Raw genomic sequence first — 21,044 nt, 5'->3', positions numbered from 1 at the left:
TATATACAATTTACTCAGTGGTACGGCGAGAGTGGTCAGTTGCGCTCAACGGCCGGTTACTGAACAACCCGGAAAGGAGGGCGGATGGCCGCCGTAGCATTCGAGCAGGTCAGAAAATCGTTCGGTGAACAGGAGGTGTTGAAGCAGATCGACCTGCAGGTTCCGGACGGGGAGTTTGTCGTACTGGTCGGGCCGAGCGGATGCGGGAAATCCACGCTGCTGCGTGCGCTGGCGGGTCTCGAAAGCGTCAGCCACGGGCGCATCCTGATAGACGGCGAGGTCGTCAATGCGCGACCGCCACGCGATCGCGATATCGCGATGGTTTTTCAGAACTACGCGCTCTATCCGCACATGACGGTGCTCGAAAACCTGACGTTCGCGCTCAAGCTGCGCAATCGCGATCCGCAGGAGATTGCCTCGCGGGCGCAAAAGGCGGCGACGATGCTGGGTCTGCAGGATCTGCTAGACCGTCATCCCCGCCATCTGTCGGGCGGTCAGCGGCAGCGGGTGGCGATGGGCCGCGCGATTGTGCGCGACCCGAAGGTGTTCCTGTTCGACGAGCCGCTCTCGAATCTCGATGCGCGGCTTCGCGTGCAGATGCGCGCGGAGATCAAGGCGCTGCACCAGCGCTTGCGTGCCACGACAGTCTATGTGACTCACGACCAGATCGAGGCGATGACGATGGCAGACCGCATCGTCGTGCTCAACGGTGGCGCGATCGAACAGATCGGCACACCGCTTGCGTTATATGACGATCCCGACAATCTCTTCGTAGCGGGATTCATCGGCTCGCCTGCGATGAACTTCTTCGAGGGTACTTACGAACGGCACGAGGATGGCGCATGCGTGCGCCTCGGCGGGCTTGCGTTGCCGGCGCCGCTCGTCAACGCCACGAATGGACAGGCGGTGACGTACGGCGTTCGTCCCGAGCATCTGAGACTTGCCGGCGCGGACGGCATGCCGTTCGCGCTCGAAGTGATCGAGCCGACCGGCGCAGCGACTGAATTGTTCGGTACGGTCACCGGCCAGGCCTGTTGCGTGATGCTGACCGGCCGTACCGATGTGCGCGCCGGCACTACCATCGCGCTGCTAGCGGACCCCGCCAGGGTACTTGTGTTCGACCGCAGCAGCGGGCGACGGCTGCGCTAGACAGGATGGCGAGCCAAACCGTCGCGGGGCTCGCATTGCACAGTAGCCGCCGGCAAGCCGCGCGGTCCACGGCGGAACCCATAAAGGAGGAGACAATGATGCGTTATAAAACCATGTTCAGGCTCGCAGCTTCGGTACTTGCGCTCGCGGGTGTTGTCGCGTCGGGTCTCGCACATGCCGACGGCGAATACAAAGGCTACACGCTGCGGGTCAAGCTGATCGGCGGCGTCCAGTATGAGGCGCTCTACACGCGCATTCCGCTGTGGGAAAAACAGACGGGTGCGAAAGTCGAGATCGTATCGCGCAAGAGCCATTTCGAGCTCGACCGCGAGTTGAAACAGGACATCGCATCGGGTCATGTCGACTATTGCGTGTCGTCCAACCACACGAATTTCTCGGCACAGTATCCGATTTTCCGTGATCTGAAGAGCCTGTTCCCGGCCAGTTACCTGGCGGCGTTCTCGCCGAGTTTGCTCAAGCAGTCCGAAATTAAGGGACATCTGGTGCAGATTCCGCGCTCGGTCGACATTGAGGCGCTCTATTACAACAAGGCGGCCTACGCCGATCCGGCTAACCAGAGCGCCTATCACAAGCAGTTTGGCGAACCGCTCGCGCCGCCGAAGAACTATGTTGAATTTACGCAGCAGGCGAAGTTCTTCACCAAAGCGCCGAACTTTTACGGCACGCAATTCCCCGGCAAGGATGAAGCAATCACAGGCACGTTCTATTCGTTGTTAGTCGCCAATGGCGGGCAGTTGCTGGATGGGAAAAACCGTCCTGTGTTCAACTCGCCGATTGGCGTCAAGACGCTGAACTGGTTCGTGGACCTATACAAGGCGGGGGCCGTACCCAAGGGGGTGCCGAGCTATGTGTGGGACGATCTCGGCAACAACTTTGCTGCAGGCAAAGTGGCACTCGATCTTGACTGGCCAGGCTTCGCTTCGTTCTACAACGATCCGAAGACTTCCAGATTGGCTGGCAACGTCGGCGTGGTGCCGGCGCCGCTCGGCATTGCCAACAAGCGGCCGGGCTGGTCAGGTTCGCATAGCTTCTCGATCACGAAGACCTGTGACCGCCCGGAAGTCGCAGCGAGCTTCATCCAGTTCCTGACCAGCCTCGATTCGCAGATGGTGGAGGCGCGGCTCGGCACGATTCCGTCGCGGGTCGATGCGCAGCAGGCGATCGTGAAGGAGTTCGAGGCGAAACAGGATGCGTATATGGCGCATGCGATCTCGGTGTTCAGCACGGCGGCTCAGCAGGATGCCTTTACGCCTCCGCGGATTCAGCAATGGGACGAGATCTCCAATGCGCTGTGGCCGGAACTGCAGAAGGCGCTGATCGGCGACAAATCGTCCCAGCAGGCGCTTGACGACGCGGCGAAAAAAGTTTCCGACATCATGCAGGACGCATCCAACTAGTGACATGCATGGCGCGGCCCGTGCGCCGCGCCATGCAGTCGATCCGTTTCCCCCTGCCTCAATATGCGCTTCAATATGCGATTCAATATCCGCTATTCGTCTGCCGCACAATCCCCCGGGCCGGCCCTGCATGAGAACCTGGCAGTTCCGTTAAGATTGCTATTGCCGGCTTTTTTTTCGGTAGCGATCGTCGTTGTGCTGCCGCTGCTTTTTTCGCTCTACACGAGTTTCACCGCGTACAGGCTCATCGATCCGGACACGATCTGGAACGTCGTCGGGCTGCGAAACTATATGCGCGCGTTTGCGAACGGGGATTTCTGGGCCGCGTTCGGTCGTACCGTGCTGTTCCTGACGATTGCGTTGAATCTGGAACTGTTGCTGGGCCTCGGAATCGCGTTGCTGCTCAACCAGATTGTGAAAGGCCAGCGCGCGCTGCGCACCATCATGATGTTCCCGATGATGTTTTCGCCGGTGCTTGTCGGCTTTCAGTTCAAGTTCATGCTTAACGACAGCACGGGCGTCGTCAACCATGTACTGCAAACGGTATTCGGACTGAAGACCACGATTCCGTTTCTGGTCGATGCGCAATCGGCGCTTGCTTCGCTGATCGTGGCGGAGGTATGGAATTCGACGCCGGTGTTCGCGGTCATTCTGCTCGCTGGCCTGATGGCGCTGCCGAAGGATCCGATCGAGGCGTCCAAAGTCGACGGCTGCACGCCGTGGCAAACCTTCCGTTACGTGACGCTGCCTTACCTGATGCCCTTCATCTATATCGCGATGACGATCCGTTCGCTGGACGTCGGCCGGGCCTATGACATCGTGCGCATCATGACCAACGGCGGTCCGGGCGGCCGTACCGAACTGCTCTGGACGATGGTGGGCCGCATCGCCTACGACGACTCGCGCATGGGTTACGCGAACGCCATCGGCTACGTGTCCGTGCTCGTATCGGTGCTGTTCACGCTGTACTTTTTCCGCAAGCTCAACGCGGCGCGCAAACACATGGGGCCGGCCTGACATCATGCGTACGACATTCAATCGCGCTTCCAATCGCGCGTCCACATTCGATTCGCTGCGAGCACCGGTGAAGCGGGGAGCTTTGTGGCTCGCGGTCTTCCTTGTCATGGCGGTCATCTGCCTGCCCGGCCTTTGGGTCATGCTCAACGCCTTCCGCTCGAATGTCGCGATCCTGTCGAACCAGCCGCTGCTCGATGCCGGCAGCTATACGCTCGATAACTTCCGCAATGTGTTCGGCTTTGGTGGAATGGCGTCACTGCCGATTCGTCAGTACTTCGTGAATTCGGTCGTGATTTCTCTGGCGAGCACGATTGCTGCGATCGTGGTCGGGGTAGCCGGCGGCTATGCGTTTGCACGTTTCGAGTTCCGCCACAAAAAGCTGTTGTTTGTGGTGCTGATGCTCACGCGTGCGATTCCCGGCATCGCGCTCTCGCTGCCGATCTTCATGTTGTGGGCGTGGACAGGTCTGCTCGACACGCATATCGGCGTGATCATCGTTTACCTCGCGATGAACGTGCCGTTCACGGTCTGGCTGATCGACGGGTTCTTTCGCGAAGTGCCGGCGGAACTCGCCGAGGCCGCTCAGATCGACGGCTGCAGCCGCTGGCAGGCGTTCTGGCATATCGAGCTGCCGCTCGCCCGCTCGGGGGTGGCGTCGGCGGCGATCTTTGCGTTTCTGACCAGTTGGAACGAGTTCGCGCTGGCGTCGCAACTGTGCCGCAGCCCCGATACCAAAACCCTGCCCGTCGGCTTGATGGACTTTACAGCGCAGTTCACGGTGGACTGGGCCGGCATGTGCACGATGGCCGTAATCATCATTATTCCGGCCATCATCCTCACATTCATCGTTCAGAAACACCTGATCGCAGGTCTCACGCTTGGCGGCGTCAAAGGATAGAACAACCATGACCCACATCGAAACCGTAGAAATCCGGCAGGTCGACCTTCAGCCGAAGGTGCGGCGCACGGATGCCATCCAGTCGTTCGTCGTTCAGGAAACGGTGCTGGTCACGATCCGTTGTAGCGACGGCAGCGAAGGCACAGGCTACACATACACGATCGGCACGGGCGGCTCGTCGATCGTCGCGTTGCTGCACGACCATCTGGTGCCGCAGTTGATCGGCCGCAATCCCGCGGAATATGAAGCGATCTGGCGGCATCTGTTCTACCACACGCACGCGACGGCGGTCGGCGCGATCACGAGTCTCGCGCTGGCCGCGATCGACACCGCGCTGTGGGATCGCAATACGCGTGTGGCCGGACTGCCGTTGTGGATTGCCGCGGGCGGTGCAAAGCCACGCGTGCGGACCTATACGACGGAGGGCGGCTGGCTGCACCTGTCGGAGAGCGAACTTGTCGAGCAGACCTTGCAGGCACAGGAATCGGGATTCTGCGGCGCGAAGCTGAAAGTCGGGCGCCCACATCTTTCCGAAGATGTGCGGCGACTTGTGGCCGTGCGGGAAGCGGTGGGCGACGGTTTCGAGTTGATGGTCGACGCGAATCAGGGCTTCACGCTTTCGGAGGCACTGCGGCGAGCACACGCATTCGAGCCGCTGCACCTCGCATGGCTGGAGGAACCGCTGCCCGCTGAAAACATTGCCGGTCATCGGCAACTGAGTGCCGCCACGGCGGTGCCGGTCGCGGTCGGCGAATCGATATATCATCCCGCGCAGTTCGCCGAATATATGAAGGCAGACGCCTGTTCGATTGTGCAGGCAGACGTTGCGCGCGTCGGTGGCATTACGCCGTGGTTGAAGATCGCTCATTTTGCCGAGGCGATGAACATCGCAATCTGCCCACATTTCCTGATGGAACTGCATGTGAGTCTGTGCGCAGCGGTGCCGAATTCCGCGTGGGTCGAATACATCCCGCAGATCGACACCCTCACGGGCTCGCGTGTGAAGATTGAGCAGGGGTATGCGGTCGCGCCGGACGAGCCAGGTCTTGGCATCGATTGGGACTGGGACGCGATTCGTGCGAGCCAGCACGTATATAAGTCGATTGGTACGGCCGCCGGGCGTGTCGCGGCCGGCGGCGGATGATGGACCGCGCGCAGCCTGAGAGAGGCGCGGTGACGGGCGTGCACGAGCGGTTACGCTTCACAGAAAGCGCAGCAAATCGCACGACCTTTGGAGAACCTGATGAGACGTTGCCTGATGTTGGACCTCAAGGATTCCCCCGATCTGATTGCCGAGTACGAAGCCATGCATCGCGAGATCTGGCCGGAGGTGGCGAATTATCTGCGCATCCAGGGTATCACTCGCATGGAGATTTTCCGTTTGGGCACCCGGCTGTGCATGCTGATGGAGACAGATGACGCAATCTTCAGCGCTCAGCGGTTTGCGGATGCTGAAGCAAATGATCCCGTGCTGACGGAATGGCAGAGTCTGATGTCGAAGTTTCAGGCCCCAACGCCATGGACCCTGCCCGGTGAGAAATGGGTCGAAGCGGCGCTTATTTTCGATTTGTCACGGCAACCATGAGGGGTGGCTCGAAGGCCCTTCGTATTGGCGCCGAACTCCGGAGGGCGGTGGTGGAATCACCCAGGATCCGCCCGCTCTCTGAGCAATCGTGTGTCCCGTCCGCTATTGCGTCACGAACAATCGGTCAATCTACGCCACGGCCTCGTCAACCTGACTGCGCCCACTGACGGTATCATCGTCACATGAACTGGCGGAACCGCTGTCTCCACAAGGCTCCAGCCCACCGGATTGACGATCGAGAGGGAGTAGAATTCCCGCCAGGAAACATCATTCGCTAGCTGATTGGTTATTGAAGCCCTGTTTTTTTACAGGGCTTTATATTTTGTTTTGAGCACCATTTTTGGAATTTCCCCATGGAAATTAAAGTCAACTTTCTCGATAAGCTACGTCTTGAAGCCAGGTTCGATGACTTCACGGTGGTGGCCGACCAGCCTATCCGCTATAAGGGCGATGGCTCGGCGCCTGGTCCTTTCGATTATTTTCTGGCCTCATCGGCTTTGTGTGCAGCTTACTTTGTGAAGTTATACTGCGTAACTCGCAATATTCCGACCGAAAATATCCGCCTGTCGCAGAATAATATTGTTGATCCGGAAAACCGGTACCAACAGATTTTCAAGATTCAGGTTGAGTTGCCGGCGGACATCTCCGACAAAGACCGCCAGGGTATTTTGCGTTCCATCGACCGTTGTACGGTCAAAAAAGTGGTGCAAGCCGGGCCCGAGTTTGTGATTGAAGAGGTGGAGAGTCTGGATGCCGATGCTCAGGCGCTGCTGACTCTAAATCCCGATTCCGATGCCTGCACCTATATTCCAGGCAAGGACCTGCCGCTAGAGCAAACCATCGCCAATATGTCAGGCATTCTGGCAGGCTTGGGCATGAAGATTGAAATTGCTTCGTGGCGCAATATCATTCCCAATGTGTGGTCGTTGCATATCCGCGATGCGCATTCACCGATGTGTTTTACCAATGGCAAGGGAGCGACCAAAGAAAGCGCGTTGGCGTCGGCGTTGGGAGAGTTTATCGAGCGCCTGAATTGCAACCATTTCTATGGCGGTGCGTTTTGGGGCGAAGACATCGCGAATGCGGCGTTTGTACATTACCCGAACGAGCGCTGGTTCAAACCTGGCCCTAAAGATGCACTGCCGGCTGAGATTCTGGATGAGTACTGCCTGCAAATTTACAACCCCGATGGCGAGTTGCGTGGCTCGCATCTGATCGACACCAACTCCGGCAATGTGCAGCGCGGTATCTGTTCGCTGCCGTATGTGCGCCAGTCGGATGGCGAGGTGGTGTATTTCCCATCCAACCTGATCGAGAACCTGTACGTCAGCAATGGCATGAGTGCCGGTAATACGCTGACCGAAGCGCAGGTGCAATGCCTGTCGGAAATCTTTGAGCGCGCGGTAAAGCGCGAAATTCTGGAAGGTGAAATCGCATTGCCCGATGTGCCTCACGAAGTGCTGGCGAAATACCCCGGCATTCTGGCCGGGATTCAGGGATTGGAAGAGCAGGGCTTTCCGGTGCTGGTAAAGGATGCGTCGCTGGGTGGGACTTACCCGGTGATGTGCGTCACCTTGATGAACCCGCGCACAGGCGGTGTCTTTGCCTCGTTCGGCGCGCACCCAAGTTTTGAGGTGGCACTGGAACGGAGTCTGACGGAATTGCTGCAGGGGCGTAGTTTTGAAGGCCTGAACGATTTACCTCAGCCCACCTTTGTCAGTAACGCCGTGACTGAACCGAATAACTTCGTTGAGCACTTCATTGATTCCAGTGGTGTAGTGTCGTGGCGCTTTTTCAGCGCCAAAGCCAATTTCGAGTTTGTTGAGTGGGATTTTTCTGGCCAGGGTGAAAACTCCAACGCCGAGGAAGCCGCCACCTTGTTCGGCATTCTCGAAGACATGGGCAAAGAAGCTTACATGTCGGTGTACGACCAGCTGGGTGCCGTAGCCTGCCGGATTCTGGTGCCCGATTATTCGGAAGTTTACCCGGTAGAGGATTTGATCTGGGATAACACAAACAAGGCGCTGCTGTTCCGCGCCGATATTTTGAACTTGCATCGACTGGACGATGCCGGCCTGGCAGCACTGCTTGAGCGGTTGGAGAACAGTGAGCTGGATGAGCATTCCGATATTGCCACTTTGATCGGCATCGAATTTGACGAGAATACGGACTGGGGGCAGCTAACAGTTCTCGAGTTGAAACTGCTGATTCATCTCGCCTTGCAGCAATTTGAGGAAGCGCAGGAGCTGGTCGGAGCTTTTCTGCAGTACAACGACAACACGGTCGAGCGCGGATTGTTTTATCAGGCCTTGAATGTGGTCCTGGAGGTGATGCTCGATGACGACCTGGAACTGGACGACTACGCGGCCAACTTCCGTCGGATGTTTGGCAACGCTCGGATGGACGCGGTACTGGGGACAGTGGACGGCAGCGTGCGCTTCTTTGGGCTAACGCCAACGAGTATGAAGCTCGAGGGTCTCGATAGGCACCACCGCCTGATCGACAGCTACAAAAAATTGCATACGGCGCGGGCTAACGTGGCGGCTACAGCCAGTTAGGGCTACGAGTCATGGCTGGATACGATGATGCCGTTCATCCCCAGCACAAACGCATGTTCGATACCAGAGCGATCATCTGTGCCGGCGCGCATCAGTGAAAACCGTGGCATATAGCCATGTGTTGAGTTCGTTTTCGTCGCTGCCGAGGCGGTCGCAATGATAGCGAAAGGGCGGATGAGGCGGGACGGTGGACGACATCGTTAAGTCCGCGAGCAGTTCTACGATCTTGAGAAATAAGTATTCGTATTCGTTACGTTCCGACTTTTCCTGTTTTCCTTACTGTGACAGAACTGCGGCGCTACATGGCATGCGTCGAAGAAGGTCGATTTTTCGCTGAGGTGTGAATACGATTTCCCCATGACACTTCAAGGCACTGGGCCGAGTACCGGAACAGACATTCATGTCCGGTACTCCCTGCTCATGTTCAATCTCGCGACAAAGTTCTGATGGAGGTTCTCTGAGCTTCCGCTCTTGCCGGCGGCGTTGAGGGCTGGCGTGCCAGACACCGTTCAGTCACCGGTCCGGCTGCTTTTGTCGCGCCGACGGGCTAAGGTCATAAAGGCACGTACCGCCCCCGAGCTCTCATCCGCGCGACTGATCCTCATGAGATCCATGGTTAGGCCGGGCAGATCGAGAGGCCTGTAAACCACGCCAGGGAGCGTTATCTGCGCAATCGGTGCAGGCACGAGGGCGAGGCCAAGCCCTGCTGCCACGAGCGCCAGTACGCTCAGCGTGTTGGCAGCCTGATAAACCACCTTCGGCGGCCTGTCGAGCACCTCGCGCAACGCACGGACGAGGCTTTCGTCGGCCTCGTGGGCGGCGTAGAGGATAAGGGGAGCCTTAGTCAGCATTCTGGCCGTCAACCGTTTTTTGCTGGCCAGCTCATGATCGCTCGGCAGCGCGGCCAGGATTCGCCAGGTGCCGATTGGCTCATAGGTCAGGCGGCCATCACGGGCAAGCCCCGGGTCGGGCGTGTAGCCGATATCTACCTGGCCCGCGACGATGGCGTCCGCCTGTAGTTGGGGAGCCAATTCCCGCACGACGAGGTCGGCGTCCGGATACGTGCGATGGAACGCTCGCAAATCGTCAATCAGTTTGCCGCTGAAAACCGCGTTGCCCGCGAAGCCGACCCTTACATTGCCGGTCTCACCACGAATCGCTCGCTGGACGGTAAGCCGGGTGTGCTCTGCCTGGTCCAGCGTGCGGCGTGCTTCTTCGCGCAGCAACATTCCCGCTTCCGTTAGTTCAACTCGCCGGCTGGTGCGCAGGAACAGCGGACCGCCCAGTTCCGCTTCTAACGCGCGTATCTGCATGCTCAAGGCAGGCTGCACGATGTTGAGGCGGCGCGCGGCGCGCCCGAAATGACCTTCTTCGGCGGCCGCGAGAAAATAGCGCAGGTGGCGTAAGTCCATCGTCAGTCTCGCTCATCAGTTTTAATGATCAATCGGTCATTTCAATCTATTTGAATAAAAGCACATTATCGACGATTCTGGAAGCTATGCGCATGCGCTGCGCCCTAACAACGGAAGGAAACTCATCATGCAGACACTTGTTGAAGACCGTATTCAGATTACAGACTTGATCACGGGCTGGATGCACCGCGACTTGGGCGAGTGGGATCAGCTACGCGGCCTGTTTCATCCTGACGGCGTCATCGAGGTGACATGGTTCGAAGGGCCGTTTACCGATTTCGTCGCGGGATCCATAAAGATGGGCGCGTCGGACCTCAGAACCAAGCATCTGATCGGCACGCCCGTGGTGAACTTCAACGGCAGCAAGGCGATCGTGGAGACGAACGCGGTCATCGTCGCGGAAAACGTGCGGCTCGATCTGGGTTGCGAGTCACACAATCGGTTTTACGACCTGGTGGAAAAGCGCAATGGGATGTGGAAACTGGTTAAACGGCAAAGTGTCTATGACATGGGCGCGTTTACTTTCCCTCGCGGTCCCGTGGAAATCGACCGGGACGTGGTAGCGAAGTATCCGCGGGAGTACGCCGCATTGGCGTATCTGCTCGAGAAAGGCGGGTTCCCGGTCGAGCGTGTGTTTGCGACTCGTGGCAGCGAGCTGGAACGCAAAATGAAAGCGGACGGGCAACGCTGGCTTGCCGAATAACAGTCCGGGTTGACTGCTGGCGCGGTGTCGCTTTCCGGGCGAGACCCATCGCTCAAGCGAATTGAGCGACAGCGGTTGGGCCGTCGCTCGTGGTTTCTGCTCCCGGCTTGTCCGACGTCGGTTAACACGCCGTCGATTATTTTCGCACCGATATTGGCGATCGCCACTTGCGGGGCATTGACCTGTCGCGATAGCGTCGCCGCGACGAAATCCACAAGGTGATGGGTGCTGATCGCATCATTTATGCGGTCGACTATCCGCACCTCACTCACACGGGTCCGCGCGAATTTCTGGAAGATCTTCCGGTGAGCCAGGAAGACAAGGAAAAGATCGCGCATAGCAACGCGGAAGCGCTGTTCCGCTTGTGAGGCCGACGAACGCGGACAGGGGCTGCCCCGCGCTTTACTCCTGTCGGAGTGTCTGCGCGACAAGTCCGCGGAACCAGCGGTGGCCACCGTCGTTGTGATAGCGCGCATGCCAGAACTGCTGCACAAGCAGATCTGGAAGCCTGATCGGCAACGGAAAAACGTCGACGTTGGCAAGACGCGAAAACAGGTCGGCGAGTTCGTCCGGCACCGCGGCAATAAAGTCTGAGTTTGCGACGAGACTCGGCACGGCGAGCAGATACGGCACTTCCACGCCTACCTTCAGACGCGCGCCGTGTTGTCGTAACTCCTTCTCGAGCAGCTGATTGGTGAGCGCAAGCGTGCCCGCGACGACATGCTTTTTCTCGATGAAATCCTCGAGCGTCATACGCAGCTTCCTGCGCGTTGCTCCGCCTTTGATGATGCCGACCAGCGAGCGGCGGAACAAGGGCTGTTGATGCAGGTTCTCGCCAAGTTTGCCGAGATAACCGATAGCCAGATCGAGCGCGCCATCCTGCAGCGCGCTGGCCAGTTCCGGCGACGGCACCTGGATCGGTTTAAGCGTCGCGAAGGGCGCGCGCTCCCGCAGCGCCGCGAGCAGGCGTGGCAGCAGCACGATCACGCCCATGTCGCTCAGGCATACCGAGAACGTACGCGTCGTCGCGGCGGCGTCGAACGATTTGGCGCTCCAGATCTCCTGCTGGACCAGCGTCAGAACGTTCGCAACCCCCTCAATGAGCTGCTCGCCGACCGGCGTCGGCGCCATCACCGGGCCGGCCCGCACGAAGAGATCGTCCTGAAACAGCGTCCGGAGTTTCCCTAATGCGTGACTCACCGCAGGCTGCGTGAGACCCAGTCTGTCGGCTGCGCGCGACACGCTGCGCTCCTCGCCCAGCGCCTGAAGGACGTAAAGGAAGTTCAGGTCGGGTGGTCGCATGTATGCACCAGTTTCATAATGGGTATGAAAGTCATTGTATAGATTTATAGGCGCCACGCGTTTAACTTCGCATCCACAGTAGAAAAAGCAAGGAGACGAAGTGGTGGATTGCGACGTAATCATCGTGGGCGGCGGCCCGGTTGGCCTGTTTCTCGCAGCGGAGCTGGGGCAGCGTGGCGTCAGCGTCGAAGTGTTCGACGCTAAGCCAGGCACCAGTACTCATCCGGCCGCGAATGCCAACAGCGCACGCACGATGGAGCATTTCCGTCGCATCGGCATCTCGGCCGCGGTCCGGAAACTGGGCTTGCCCGGAAACTACGCAGCGGACGTGGCGTACTTCACTTCGATTGCCGGTCACGAGCTGGCTCGCCTCAATCAACCGTCTTCGCAGGCCGCTGTGGAATGGGCAAAGATGCACGCCTTCACCTGGGCTACGCCGGAGCCGCCACATCGCTGTTCGCAACTCTATGTCGAGCCCGTATTACTTGAGGCTGCGCGCCGTCACGCGAACTGTCAGGTCCACTTCAGCGCACGCGTGCTCGATTTCACGCAGAGCGGTCAAGGAGTCACAGCGACTGTCGAGATGGACGCCATAGCCGATCGCGCCGCGCAAACGCGCACGGTCACGGCTCGCTATCTGATTGGTTGTGACGGGCCGCGCAGCTTCGTGCGCAAATCATTGGGCCTGTCGTACGCAGGCGTGGCGGGAGAGAAGCGCGAATTCATGGGCGGCCAGATGGATGCCGTCTATTTCTACGCCCCCGACATCTACCGCGTGTGCCCGCATGCGCCCGCCTGGCAGTACTGGACTTTCGGCGCGAAGCAACGCGCGTTGATCATCGCCGTCGATGGTGAAGGCCACTTCATCATGAACGTGCAGACGCGAGAAGGAGAATCGCTCGACGAAGCCGATGTGAAGCGTCGTATCGCCGAGGCGATCGGTGCCGATATCCCGTTCGAAGTGAAGAGCAGTTCGCGGTGGACTGCGGGCTTCGCGCTCGTAGCCGAGAAGTTTTCGGTCGGACGAGTGTTTCTCGCGGGCGATTCGGCCCATCTTTTTACGCCGACCGGCGGACTCGGCTACAACACCGGCATCGAAGATGCAGCGAACCTCGCGTGGAAGCTCGAGGCTATGGTCAAGGGCGTGGCTGGCGACGCACTCGGCGCGAGCTACGAAGCAGAGCGCCGCCCGGCGGCGTTGCGTAACACCGCGTTTGCGCGCGGCTTCGCCGACAGTATCGGCAACGTGCAGATGCCCGCCGTCGCGCATGAAACGGGCGCCGCCGGCGACGCGGCGCGCGCCGCGGTTGGCGATTATCTGAAATTTCATGCGACCGCGGAATTCGTGATTCCTGGAGTGCATCTCGGCACACGCTATGAAGCTTCGCCGTTGCTGACGACGGAAGCTGGCGCGGCGTCGCCAGACACGGCAAACCTCTACGTGCCATGCGCGCGTCCCGGCCATCGGGCGCCGCATGTGTGGCTCGCCGACGGCGGTTCTTTGTATGACCGCTTCGGGCCGGGCTTCACGCTGCTGTGTATCGGCGAAGCGGGCGTGGATATCGAACGCGACGACGCGTACCTGAAGGCCGCGGCGATGCTGCCCGGGCTGACTGTCGTGCAGGTGGCCGAAGCTGCGGTGGCGGAACTTTACAAGGCGGCATTCGTGCTGATTCGACCGGACCAGCATGTGGCCTGGCGCGGCAGCGTGTTGGGTGACGAATTCGCAGCGGCCGTGCTGCGTACGCTCGGGTATCGGAAGGAGGAGGCCGCCTTGTTGGCGGCTCATGCATGCTTATCGCCCGCGTGAACGCTTTCGTTCACCGGTGCATTGCGTTGTACGGCGACAGGGTCACGAACAGGCCCTGCGAGAAAAAAGACTGAATAGTTTCGCAATGAAGCGAACGGAACCCTTGGAGACAGGTTATGCACGCGCAAGCAGTTACGCCACATAGCGTTATGGACGGCAAAAAAACGTCCTCGCTACAAATCCTCACCCTGTTCCTCTGTTTTCTGGTCGTCGCCGCCGATGGCTTCGACGTGGCATCGGTGGGTTACGTCGCGCCTTTGCTGAAGAAAGCGTGGGCGCTCAGTCCCGCGCAACTCGGGCCGATCTTCGGCGCCGGACTGTTCGGGCTCACAGTCGGCAGTTTCCTGTTTGGGCCGCTGGCTGACCGCATTGGCCGCAAACGCGTCATCACGATCTCGCTGGTGCTGTTCGGCGTTGGCAGTTTCGCGTGCGCCTATGCGCCATCGCCCCTCTGGCTGGTCGCGCTGCGCTTCGCAACAGGCGCGGGGCTCGGCGGCGCAATGCCGAACGCGATAACACTGTCGTCGGAATTCAGCCCCGCGCGCAGTCGGGCCCTGATGGTCACACTCATGTTCTGTGGCTTCACCCTAGGCCTGGCGTTCGGTGGCGCGGTTGCCGCGTTGCTCATTCCGCACTTCGGCTGGCAGGGCGTATTCCTGTTCGGCGGTGTCTTCCCGCTGGTGCTTACCCCCATCGTCTGGATCTGGATGCCGGAATCGCTGCGCTTCATGGCGGGCAAGACGCGTTACGAACAGGAAGCCCGCCACGTCATGAAGCGTTTGACGGGCGACGGAAACACGCCTGTGGAACAGATCGTGCCCGAAGACGCGAAGTCAGGGGGCGCCGCCGAGACGGCAGTCGGCACGCTGTTCAACCGGCGCTACCGCGCAGGCACGCTGCTGCTGTGGCTTGCATTCTTCTGCACGCTCTGGGTGTACTACCAGGTCAGTAGCTGGTTGCCGACTGTCATTACGGGCGCGGGTATCGATGCTTCTCATGCCGCACGTGTTGGCGCCATGCTGCCGCTCGGCGGCACGATCGGTTCGCTGCTCAATGCCCGCCTGATGGACCGGCTCAATCCGTTCTTCGTGCTCGCCGGTTCGTACGCGATCGCGGCGGTGTCGACCGTGCTGATCGGCTTCTCAATCAACGAGCCGATGTGGGTTTACGTATCCGTGTTCATGGCGGGATTCGGCCTGTCTGGCGCGCAGACGGCAGCGAACGTGCTGGTCGCCGGTTTCTACACCACCGCAGCGCGTGCCACCGGTGTGAGCTGGGCGCTCGGCGTGGGACGTATCGGCTCGATCATCGGTTCGATGACAGGCGGGATTCTGCTGGGCGCGTTCCATACCGTCACGGCCGCCTTCGCCGTATTCGCCGCACCCATGGTGATTGCCGGCGTCGCGATGCTCGTGAACGGGTGGCTATATCGCGGCAGGAGTAGCGCTGAAGCATAAGCAAAGATGCATGACGAAGACCGGCGCCGTCTATAAGCGCCATAGACCGATAAAACAAAACACCATACAGGGTTTGGAGACATGAAACATAAAGCGATTGCGGCGGCAGCCGCCTTTGTCCTGAGCGGCTCGGCCTACGCGCAGAGCAGCGTCACGCTCTACGGGATTCTCGACACAGGCATCGAACTCGTCACGCACGCCGGTGCGGCCGGCGACAGGCTCGTTCGCATGCCCTCGTTGACCGGTTCGATGCCGTCGCGTTGGGGTTTGCGCGGCAAGGAGGATCTGGGCGGCGGGCTCGCGGCAGTGTTCACGGTGGAGGACGGCTTTAACGTTCGCGCGGGCGACGTCAACCAGGGCGGGCGGCTGTTCGGCCGCCAGGCATGGGTGGGCCTGTCAAATCAGTATGGCGCGCTGACGTTCGGACGCCAGTACACGATGTCTTTCTGGGCAATTCTCGACTCGGACGCGCTCGGCCCGGACATCTACGGCGGCGTCGGCTCGCTCGATGCATATATTCCCAACGCGCGCAGCGACAACACAATCGCCTACAAGGGCAGTTTCGCAGGCGTGACGGCGGGCGCGACCTACTCGTTCGGACGCGACTCTGCCGGCACGGGTAATTCGCCGGGACAGGGTACCTGCGCGGGCTCGATTCCGGGCAACGCGCAGGCGTGCCGTCAATGGTCGGTCATGCTTCGTTATGACGCCAGCGCGTTCGGTGTGGCGGCCTCGTACGATGAACAGCGCGGCGGTCCCGGCGCGGCCGCCAACTTCTTCAACGGCGCGGCGCCAATTGCGCTGACCAGCAGCGGCGACAAGGACGCCCGCACGCAACTGAACGGCTACTTCAAGCTGGGGCAACTCAAGGTGGGTGGTGGCTGGCTGGGGCGCTGGGTTGACACTGCGGCGCCCGCACTCCCCAATGTGCGCAGCAATATCTATTACCTCACGGCGTCGTACTACGTAACCCCGGCGTTTATCGTCGATGGCGGTGTATATCGCACCATCGATCAGCAACAGGACACGCGCGCCACGCTGACCGCCTTGCGCGGTTCCTATCTGCTGTCGAAAAGCACCAGCGTCTATCTGCAAAGCGGCTACCTGTTCAATAGCGCCAAGGCGCGTTACACGCTCAGTCAGGGCGGTCCCGGTTCGACACCGGCTGCGGGCATCGGGCAACTGGGCGTGATGGCCGGCATCCGGCATTCGTTCTGAGGGCTCATCCCGTCGAGGCGCTCGTGCGCCACCACCGGTTTGCAGGTTTTTGTTGAGGTTCGTGCCCGTGCGGTGCGAGCCTCCGAAGGAGACATCACGTGGTAAAAAACAGGTTGCTTTGTACAAGGTCTTTATTGGCCGCAGCGCTCGGCATGCTGACCGCTTGCGGTGGCGGCAACGGCACCCTCTCGTCTAGTCCTGATCTGACGACGAATCAGGCATTGGTCGACTCCGGGGTGCTCGCCGGCAATCCGCCCGACGCCTCCGGCATCATCAGTTTCAAAGGTATTCCTTACGCGGCGGCCCCGGCTGGCGATCTGCGCTGGAAAGCGCCGCAAGCTGCAGCGCACTGGAGCGGCACGCGAGCCGCCACTCAATATGGAAATACATGCTGGCAAGGCACTGCGTTCGGGCCGGTCGACAACAGCCACGCTAGCGAAGACTGCCTGTTCCTGAACGTCTGGACCGGGGCCAAAACATCGGCGGAGCGGCGGCCGGTGATGGTCTGGATTCACGGCGGCGGATTCCAGTTCGGTACCTCTGGCGATCCGCGCTGGGAAGGCACCAATCTGGCGAAGAAAGGCGTGGTGGTGGTCACGCTGAATTATCGGCTCGGCGTGTTCGGCTTTCTCGCGCGTGCGGATCTCGACGCGGAAGCCGGCGCGAAATCGTCCGGCATGTACGGGCTACTCGATCAGATCGCAGCGCTGCAGTGGGTCAAAGACAATATCGCGGCGTTTGGCGGCGACCCCGGCAACGTTACCGTGTTCGGCGAATCAGCCGGCGCCCACGCCACTGGCATGCTGCTTTCGTCGCCACTGGCCAAAGGATTGTTCACCAGGGCTATTGCGGAAAGCGGCGCTTTCTGGGAAACCCCGAAGGGCGTAATGGCGTCGCACGTCGCGGCGTCGCGCACTGGCGCGCATCTCGGCGCCGCGCTCGGCGCGTCGACGCTTGCCGCGCTGCGCACCCTGCCTGCCTCGCAACTGATGGCCGATCCGACCGAACCTGCCTACAGCCCCAGCGTCGACGGTTATGTGCTGCCGGCGGATCCCGCGTCGCGCTTCGCGTCGGGTTTGCAGAACGACGTGCCGCTGCTCGAAGGTCAGAACGCTGATGAGGGGACGATTTTCTCCGCTATTGCCGGCGTACCGGCCGACACGAAAGAACACTTCATTGCCGCGGCGACCTCGGCGTTCGGCACGAACAGCATCAACACCTTTCTGCAGTTCTACCCGGCCACTACGGATGCTCAGGCACAACAATCCGAAGTGACGCTCGCGGGCGATCTGATCATCGCCTCACAGACCTGGGAGATGGCGAATCTACAGAAGAAGACCGGTAAATCGCCGGTCTACTCCTATTACTTCAGCCAGACGTCGCCGTATAACCCGCTGCCGATTCACGTCTCCGAAGTGCCCTACGTTTTCCAGAATCTCGTGGCGAACGGACACGGCGCACCGAATGCGGGCGACGTGGCGCTCGCGGATGCGATGTCGTCCTACTGGACGAACTTCGCGAAGACCGGAAATCCGAATGGCAACGGTTTGCCGGCCTGGCCTGGCTATACCGGAGCCGGCGGTCAGGTGATGGGGCTTGCGACACCGCTTCAGGTGCAGACGGAACCGACGACAGCGCGCTTCCAGTTCCTGAACAGCTTCAGGAGCCCAGGCAGTCTCGGGTTCTCTTTCTAGTTTGAGCAGGGTAGGGCGCAGCAAGGTGTCCCGGACTACCGCTGCGCACTCCGGTGGAGACAACATGCGAAAATTCGTTGCGACGATCCGGTTCCGAATGGCACTCGCTTTTGGTGTTCCCGCGTTCCTGACGCTCGCCTTGACCTTCATGGCAAACAAGGCGATTGTCGGGCAGGTACGTGACGCCGGCTCGGGCGCGCCAGTCACGACGCGGTTGCTCGTGATCGCAGTCGTGACGGTGACGATGCTGATATACGGCTACGTCCATCTTTACAGGGTGGTATGCGATGGACTTGGCAGGCAGACTCGCTCGTTCCAGTATCTGGCCGAAACGCTCGACCTGTCGCGGCGCTCGTCGGCGCGGCGCATGGATGAGTTCGGGCGCGGGGCGGTCTGGTTCGATCGTTTCATGCATCGGGTCGAGGATACGGTGCTCGCGGTGCAGGCATCGACAGAATCCGTGAGTTCAGCGACCCGGCAGATCGCCGCAGGCAACATGGATCTGTCCTCGCGAACCGAGGAGCAGGCGGCGTCGCTCGAGCAAACCGCCGCGAGCATGGCCGAGTTAACGGAGACGGTCGCACAGAACACCGACAGCGCCCGCGAGGCCGATGGTCTGGCCTCACGTGCGTCCAGCCTGGCGGATCGCGGCAACAACGCGGTGCAGGCGCTGGTTGCCACCATCACGAGAATCGAGGCGGAGTCGCGCAGGATCTCGGACATCACCGCCCTGATCGAAGGTATCGCCTTTCAGACGAATATCCTCGCGCTCAACGCGGCCGTGGAGGCAGCCCGGGCGGGCGACCAGGGGCGTGGTTTCGCTGTCGTGGCGGGCGAGGTCCGGGTGCTGGCACAGCGGTCTTCGTCGGCGGCGAAGGAGATCAAGGCGGTGATCGGATCGTCCGCCGCGATGGTTCGGGACGGCTCGTCGCAGGCGCAGGAGGCGGGGGCTGCCATCGAACAGGTCAAATACGCGATTGGAGAGGTGTCCACCCTTGTCGCGCAAATCTCGCTGGCGTCCGGGCGGCAAAGCCTGGGAGCCCAGCAGGTGGCCGCAGCAGTTGCGAAGATGGATCAGGTGACACAGCAGAATGCCGCGCTGGTCGAGCAGGCCGCGGCGGCAGCGCAATCGCTTGATGAGCAGGTTGCAAACGTGCGCGCCGTGCTGACCCAATTCAGAGTTTCGGACAGAAGCCTGATGGGTGCCTCGTCAATATGAGGTTGTCGCCGTCGTGTCTCCTTATATGTCGTAAATCTCTCTGGATCTGACCTTGGATGCTTTGACTCTTGCTATGGATTCCTCTATTTTTATGATTTGGAATATTTCGTTATTTTGACTGCATCTCAGCGACGGTGGGCGCCAGCTTCGGAACGGAAGCCCTGAATGACGGTTAGACGCCATGTACCGTTCATCTCCATCCAGACGGCTTCGTACTGGCTCGCAACCTCTATCGTCCCATTTGCGGTGCGCACGCTCGCCTCGATCGAGCCGCACACCAGCGCGAGGCGCTCACGCGTCTGAATCTCGCTGACGTGAAATCTCACCGCTTCGTAGCGCATCGCGCCACTCACGAGCTTGTCGAGGTAACTTTCGCGGTTGTCGCGCGCTCCCGTCGAATGGATATAGACGAGGCCCTCGTCGAGCAGCTCGCCGAGCGCGGCTATGTCGCCCGCCAGCATCGCGGCGCACCGCGCTTCTTCGAGTTGACGAATGATGTTCGCGTCTTCGCTATGGATCACCGATATGTCCTTTTCTCTCAATCGCGCGCGACGGCGCGGCAGCCGCCATGCCGTCGCGCACCGATTCTTACTGGCTGATCGCGTTCAGACGCGTCTTCTCGCGGCCCTTGAGGCCCAGCATTTCGCGCGCTTCAGCGGGGGTCGCGATCCCGAAGCCGAGGCGGGTGAGTACGTCGCGAATCAACTCGACCTGTTCGGCGTTCGAGGTCGCCAGCTTGCCCGGACCGATCATGAGCGAGTCCTCGAGACCCACGCGCACATTGCCGCCCATCAGCGCGGCCTGGGTGATCAGCGGCATCTGATGCTTGCCGGCGCCGAGCACGGACCATTGATAGCTGTCGCCGAACAGCTTGTCGGCGATACGCTTCATGTGCACGAGATTCTCGGGATCCGCGCCGATCCCGCCGAGAATACCCAACACGAACTGCAGGAAGATCGGCCCCTTGACGAGCCCACGGTCGACGAAATGCTTCAGGTTGTAGAGATGACCCACGTCGTAGCACTCGAATTCGAAGCGCGTGCCGTGCGCCGTCCCGAGACGCTCGAACACCTCCTCGATATCCGCGAACGTGTTGCGGAAAATCGCGCGGCGCGTGCTTTCGATAAAGTCATGCTCCCACGCGTGTTTGAACGTTTTCAGCTTATCGAGGACCGGAAAGATCCCGAAGTTAAGCGAGCCCATGTTGCAGGACGCCATCTCGGCCGAGATATCGAGCGCGCCGGCGAGACGTTCGTCGAGCGTCATATTGACGGCGCCGCCGGTGGTGAGGTTGATCACCGCGTCGGTCGCTTCGTGAATTCGCGGCAGGAACTGCCGATAGATCTCCGGCGCGAAGGCTGGCCGGCCGTCTTCGGCGTGACGTGCGTGCAGATGCAGAATGGACGCGCCTGCCTGCGCCGCGGCAATGGCTTCGCGCGCGATGTCGTCCGGCGTGCAGGGCAGATGCGGCGACATGCTCGGCGTGTGGATCGAGCCCGTGACCGCACAGGTAATGATGACTTTACGTGCCATGATGTTTTTCTCGTTTACTTGATCAGGCCGGTTCGGCCACGACGACATTCTCGATGTGTCCCACACCATCG

At 60.3% G+C, this 21,044-nt stretch carries 18 protein-coding genes; 14 read left to right on the top strand and 4 right to left on the bottom strand.

Annotated features, from left to right (window positions below):
• The first annotated feature begins 84 nt into the window (after positions 1-84).
• The 7 genes from VFE81_RS28340 (at position 85) to VFE81_RS28310 (ending at position 8,625) form a co-directional block, all read left to right on the top strand.
• Positions 85-1,149: a sn-glycerol-3-phosphate ABC transporter ATP-binding protein UgpC gene (locus VFE81_RS28340; protein WP_325047747.1), complete on the top strand. Its 1,065-nt coding sequence runs from the start codon at positions 85-87 to the stop codon at positions 1,147-1,149.
• A gap of 95 nt (positions 1,150-1,244) precedes the next feature.
• Positions 1,245-2,567, top strand: a complete 1,323-nt coding sequence (locus tag VFE81_RS28335) for a sugar ABC transporter substrate-binding protein (protein ID WP_325047746.1) — start codon at positions 1,245-1,247, stop codon at positions 2,565-2,567.
• Positions 2,568-2,729: 162 nt separating this feature from the next.
• Positions 2,730-3,584 carry a sugar ABC transporter permease gene (locus VFE81_RS28330; protein WP_325047745.1) on the top strand — a complete coding sequence of 285 codons (855 nt, stop codon included), beginning with the start codon at positions 2,730-2,732 and terminating at the stop codon, positions 3,582-3,584.
• Between the two features lie 4 nt (positions 3,585-3,588).
• Positions 3,589-4,482 (top strand): carbohydrate ABC transporter permease, encoded by an 894-nt coding sequence (locus VFE81_RS28325; RefSeq protein ID WP_325047744.1) that lies wholly within the window; start codon positions 3,589-3,591, stop codon positions 4,480-4,482.
• Positions 4,483-4,489: 7 nt separating this feature from the next.
• Complete coding sequence (locus tag VFE81_RS28320; protein WP_325047743.1) at positions 4,490-5,626, top strand: mandelate racemase/muconate lactonizing enzyme family protein; 1,137 nt, start codon at positions 4,490-4,492, stop codon at positions 5,624-5,626.
• Between the two features lie 99 nt (positions 5,627-5,725).
• Entirely contained in the window at positions 5,726-6,067 is a 342-nt protein-coding gene (locus VFE81_RS28315; RefSeq protein WP_325047742.1) for an L-rhamnose mutarotase, read from the top strand.
• Positions 6,068-6,420: 353 nt separating this feature from the next.
• Positions 6,421-8,625: an OsmC domain/YcaO domain-containing protein gene (locus tag VFE81_RS28310; protein ID WP_325047741.1), complete on the top strand. Its 2,205-nt coding sequence runs from the start codon at positions 6,421-6,423 to the stop codon at positions 8,623-8,625.
• 509 nt (positions 8,626-9,134) lie between these two features.
• On the opposite strand, the gene VFE81_RS28305 is transcribed toward VFE81_RS28310, so the two are convergent.
• The gene (locus tag VFE81_RS28305) at positions 9,135-10,037 is read right to left on the bottom strand and encodes a LysR substrate-binding domain-containing protein (RefSeq protein ID WP_325047740.1); all 903 of its coding nucleotides are present in this window, start codon (positions 10,035-10,037) and stop codon (positions 9,135-9,137) included.
• Positions 10,038-10,164: 127 nt separating this feature from the next.
• Here VFE81_RS28305 and VFE81_RS28300 point away from each other — a divergent pair, with 127 nt between their 5' ends.
• Together VFE81_RS28300 and VFE81_RS28295 are read left to right on the top strand one after the other, a co-directional pair.
• Positions 10,165-10,740, top strand: coding sequence for a nuclear transport factor 2 family protein (locus tag VFE81_RS28300; RefSeq protein ID WP_325047739.1), 576 nt, complete (start codon positions 10,165-10,167; stop codon positions 10,738-10,740).
• Between the two features lie 209 nt (positions 10,741-10,949).
• Entirely contained in the window at positions 10,950-11,108 is a 159-nt protein-coding gene (locus VFE81_RS28295) for an amidohydrolase family protein (protein ID WP_325047761.1), read from the top strand.
• Positions 11,109-11,142: 34 nt separating this feature from the next.
• On the opposite strand, the gene VFE81_RS28290 is transcribed toward VFE81_RS28295, so the two are convergent.
• Positions 11,143-12,042, bottom strand: a complete 900-nt coding sequence (locus VFE81_RS28290) for a LysR family transcriptional regulator (RefSeq protein ID WP_325047738.1) — start codon at positions 12,040-12,042, stop codon at positions 11,143-11,145.
• A 103-nt stretch (positions 12,043-12,145) separates the two neighbouring features.
• On the opposite strand from VFE81_RS28290, the gene VFE81_RS28285 reads away from it, so the two are divergent.
• The 5 genes from VFE81_RS28285 (at position 12,146) to VFE81_RS28265 (ending at position 19,440) form a co-directional block, all read left to right on the top strand.
• The gene (locus VFE81_RS28285; protein ID WP_325047737.1) at positions 12,146-13,852 is read left to right on the top strand and encodes an FAD-dependent monooxygenase; all 1,707 of its coding nucleotides are present in this window, start codon (positions 12,146-12,148) and stop codon (positions 13,850-13,852) included.
• A 149-nt stretch (positions 13,853-14,001) separates the two neighbouring features.
• Entirely contained in the window at positions 14,002-15,309 is a 1,308-nt protein-coding gene (locus VFE81_RS28280; protein WP_325047736.1) for an MFS transporter, read from the top strand.
• An 81-nt stretch (positions 15,310-15,390) separates the two neighbouring features.
• Positions 15,391-16,527 (top strand): porin, encoded by a 1,137-nt coding sequence (locus VFE81_RS28275; RefSeq protein ID WP_325047735.1) that lies wholly within the window; start codon positions 15,391-15,393, stop codon positions 16,525-16,527.
• Positions 16,528-16,679: 152 nt separating this feature from the next.
• Positions 16,680-18,221 (top strand): carboxylesterase/lipase family protein, encoded by a 1,542-nt coding sequence (locus VFE81_RS28270; RefSeq protein ID WP_325047734.1) that lies wholly within the window; start codon positions 16,680-16,682, stop codon positions 18,219-18,221.
• Between the two features lie 64 nt (positions 18,222-18,285).
• Positions 18,286-19,440, top strand: coding sequence for a methyl-accepting chemotaxis protein (locus VFE81_RS28265; RefSeq protein WP_325047733.1), 1,155 nt, complete (start codon positions 18,286-18,288; stop codon positions 19,438-19,440).
• A gap of 125 nt (positions 19,441-19,565) precedes the next feature.
• Here VFE81_RS28265 and VFE81_RS28260 read toward each other — a convergent pair whose 3' ends face one another.
• Positions 19,566-19,961, bottom strand: a complete 396-nt coding sequence (locus VFE81_RS28260) for a nuclear transport factor 2 family protein (protein WP_325047732.1) — start codon at positions 19,959-19,961, stop codon at positions 19,566-19,568.
• Between the two features lie 67 nt (positions 19,962-20,028).
• A complete protein-coding gene (locus VFE81_RS28255) occupies positions 20,029-20,973 on the bottom strand; it encodes a 3-keto-5-aminohexanoate cleavage protein (RefSeq protein WP_325047731.1) in 945 nt (314 codons plus the stop codon).
• Positions 20,974-21,044: the final 71 nt, after the last annotated feature.

The sequence above is a fragment of the Paraburkholderia sp. genome, assembly GCF_035656215.1.
In the GTDB taxonomy this organism is placed as follows: Bacteria; Pseudomonadota; Gammaproteobacteria; order Burkholderiales; family Burkholderiaceae; genus Paraburkholderia.
The sequence above is the reverse complement of the archived record's forward strand: the minus strand, read 5'-3'. Positions and strand labels throughout refer to the sequence as shown.

Excerpts from the sequence above, each read along its gene's own strand:
- VFE81_RS28340 (WP_325047747.1), top strand. The coding sequence starts at position 85 with ATGGCCGCCGTAGCATTCGAGCAGGTCAGAAAATCGTTCGGTGAACAG.
- VFE81_RS28335 (WP_325047746.1), top strand. The coding sequence starts at position 1,245 with ATGATGCGTTATAAAACCATGTTCAGGCTCGCAGCTTCGGTACTTGCG.
- VFE81_RS28325 (WP_325047744.1), top strand. The coding sequence starts at position 3,589 with ATGCGTACGACATTCAATCGCGCTTCCAATCGCGCGTCCACATTCGAT.
- VFE81_RS28320 (WP_325047743.1), top strand. The coding sequence starts at position 4,490 with ATGACCCACATCGAAACCGTAGAAATCCGGCAGGTCGACCTTCAGCCG.
- VFE81_RS28315 (WP_325047742.1), top strand. The coding sequence starts at position 5,726 with ATGAGACGTTGCCTGATGTTGGACCTCAAGGATTCCCCCGATCTGATT.
- VFE81_RS28310 (WP_325047741.1), top strand. The coding sequence starts at position 6,421 with ATGGAAATTAAAGTCAACTTTCTCGATAAGCTACGTCTTGAAGCCAGG.
- VFE81_RS28305 (WP_325047740.1), bottom strand. The coding sequence starts at position 10,037 with ATGGACTTACGCCACCTGCGCTATTTTCTCGCGGCCGCCGAAGAAGGT.
- VFE81_RS28300 (WP_325047739.1), top strand. The coding sequence starts at position 10,165 with ATGCAGACACTTGTTGAAGACCGTATTCAGATTACAGACTTGATCACG.
- VFE81_RS28290 (WP_325047738.1), bottom strand. The coding sequence starts at position 12,042 with ATGCGACCACCCGACCTGAACTTCCTTTACGTCCTTCAGGCGCTGGGC.
- VFE81_RS28280 (WP_325047736.1), top strand. The coding sequence starts at position 14,002 with ATGGACGGCAAAAAAACGTCCTCGCTACAAATCCTCACCCTGTTCCTC.
- VFE81_RS28275 (WP_325047735.1), top strand. The coding sequence starts at position 15,391 with ATGAAACATAAAGCGATTGCGGCGGCAGCCGCCTTTGTCCTGAGCGGC.
- VFE81_RS28270 (WP_325047734.1), top strand. The coding sequence starts at position 16,680 with ATGCTGACCGCTTGCGGTGGCGGCAACGGCACCCTCTCGTCTAGTCCT.
- VFE81_RS28265 (WP_325047733.1), top strand. The coding sequence starts at position 18,286 with ATGCGAAAATTCGTTGCGACGATCCGGTTCCGAATGGCACTCGCTTTT.
- VFE81_RS28255 (WP_325047731.1), bottom strand. The coding sequence starts at position 20,973 with ATGGCACGTAAAGTCATCATTACCTGTGCGGTCACGGGCTCGATCCAC.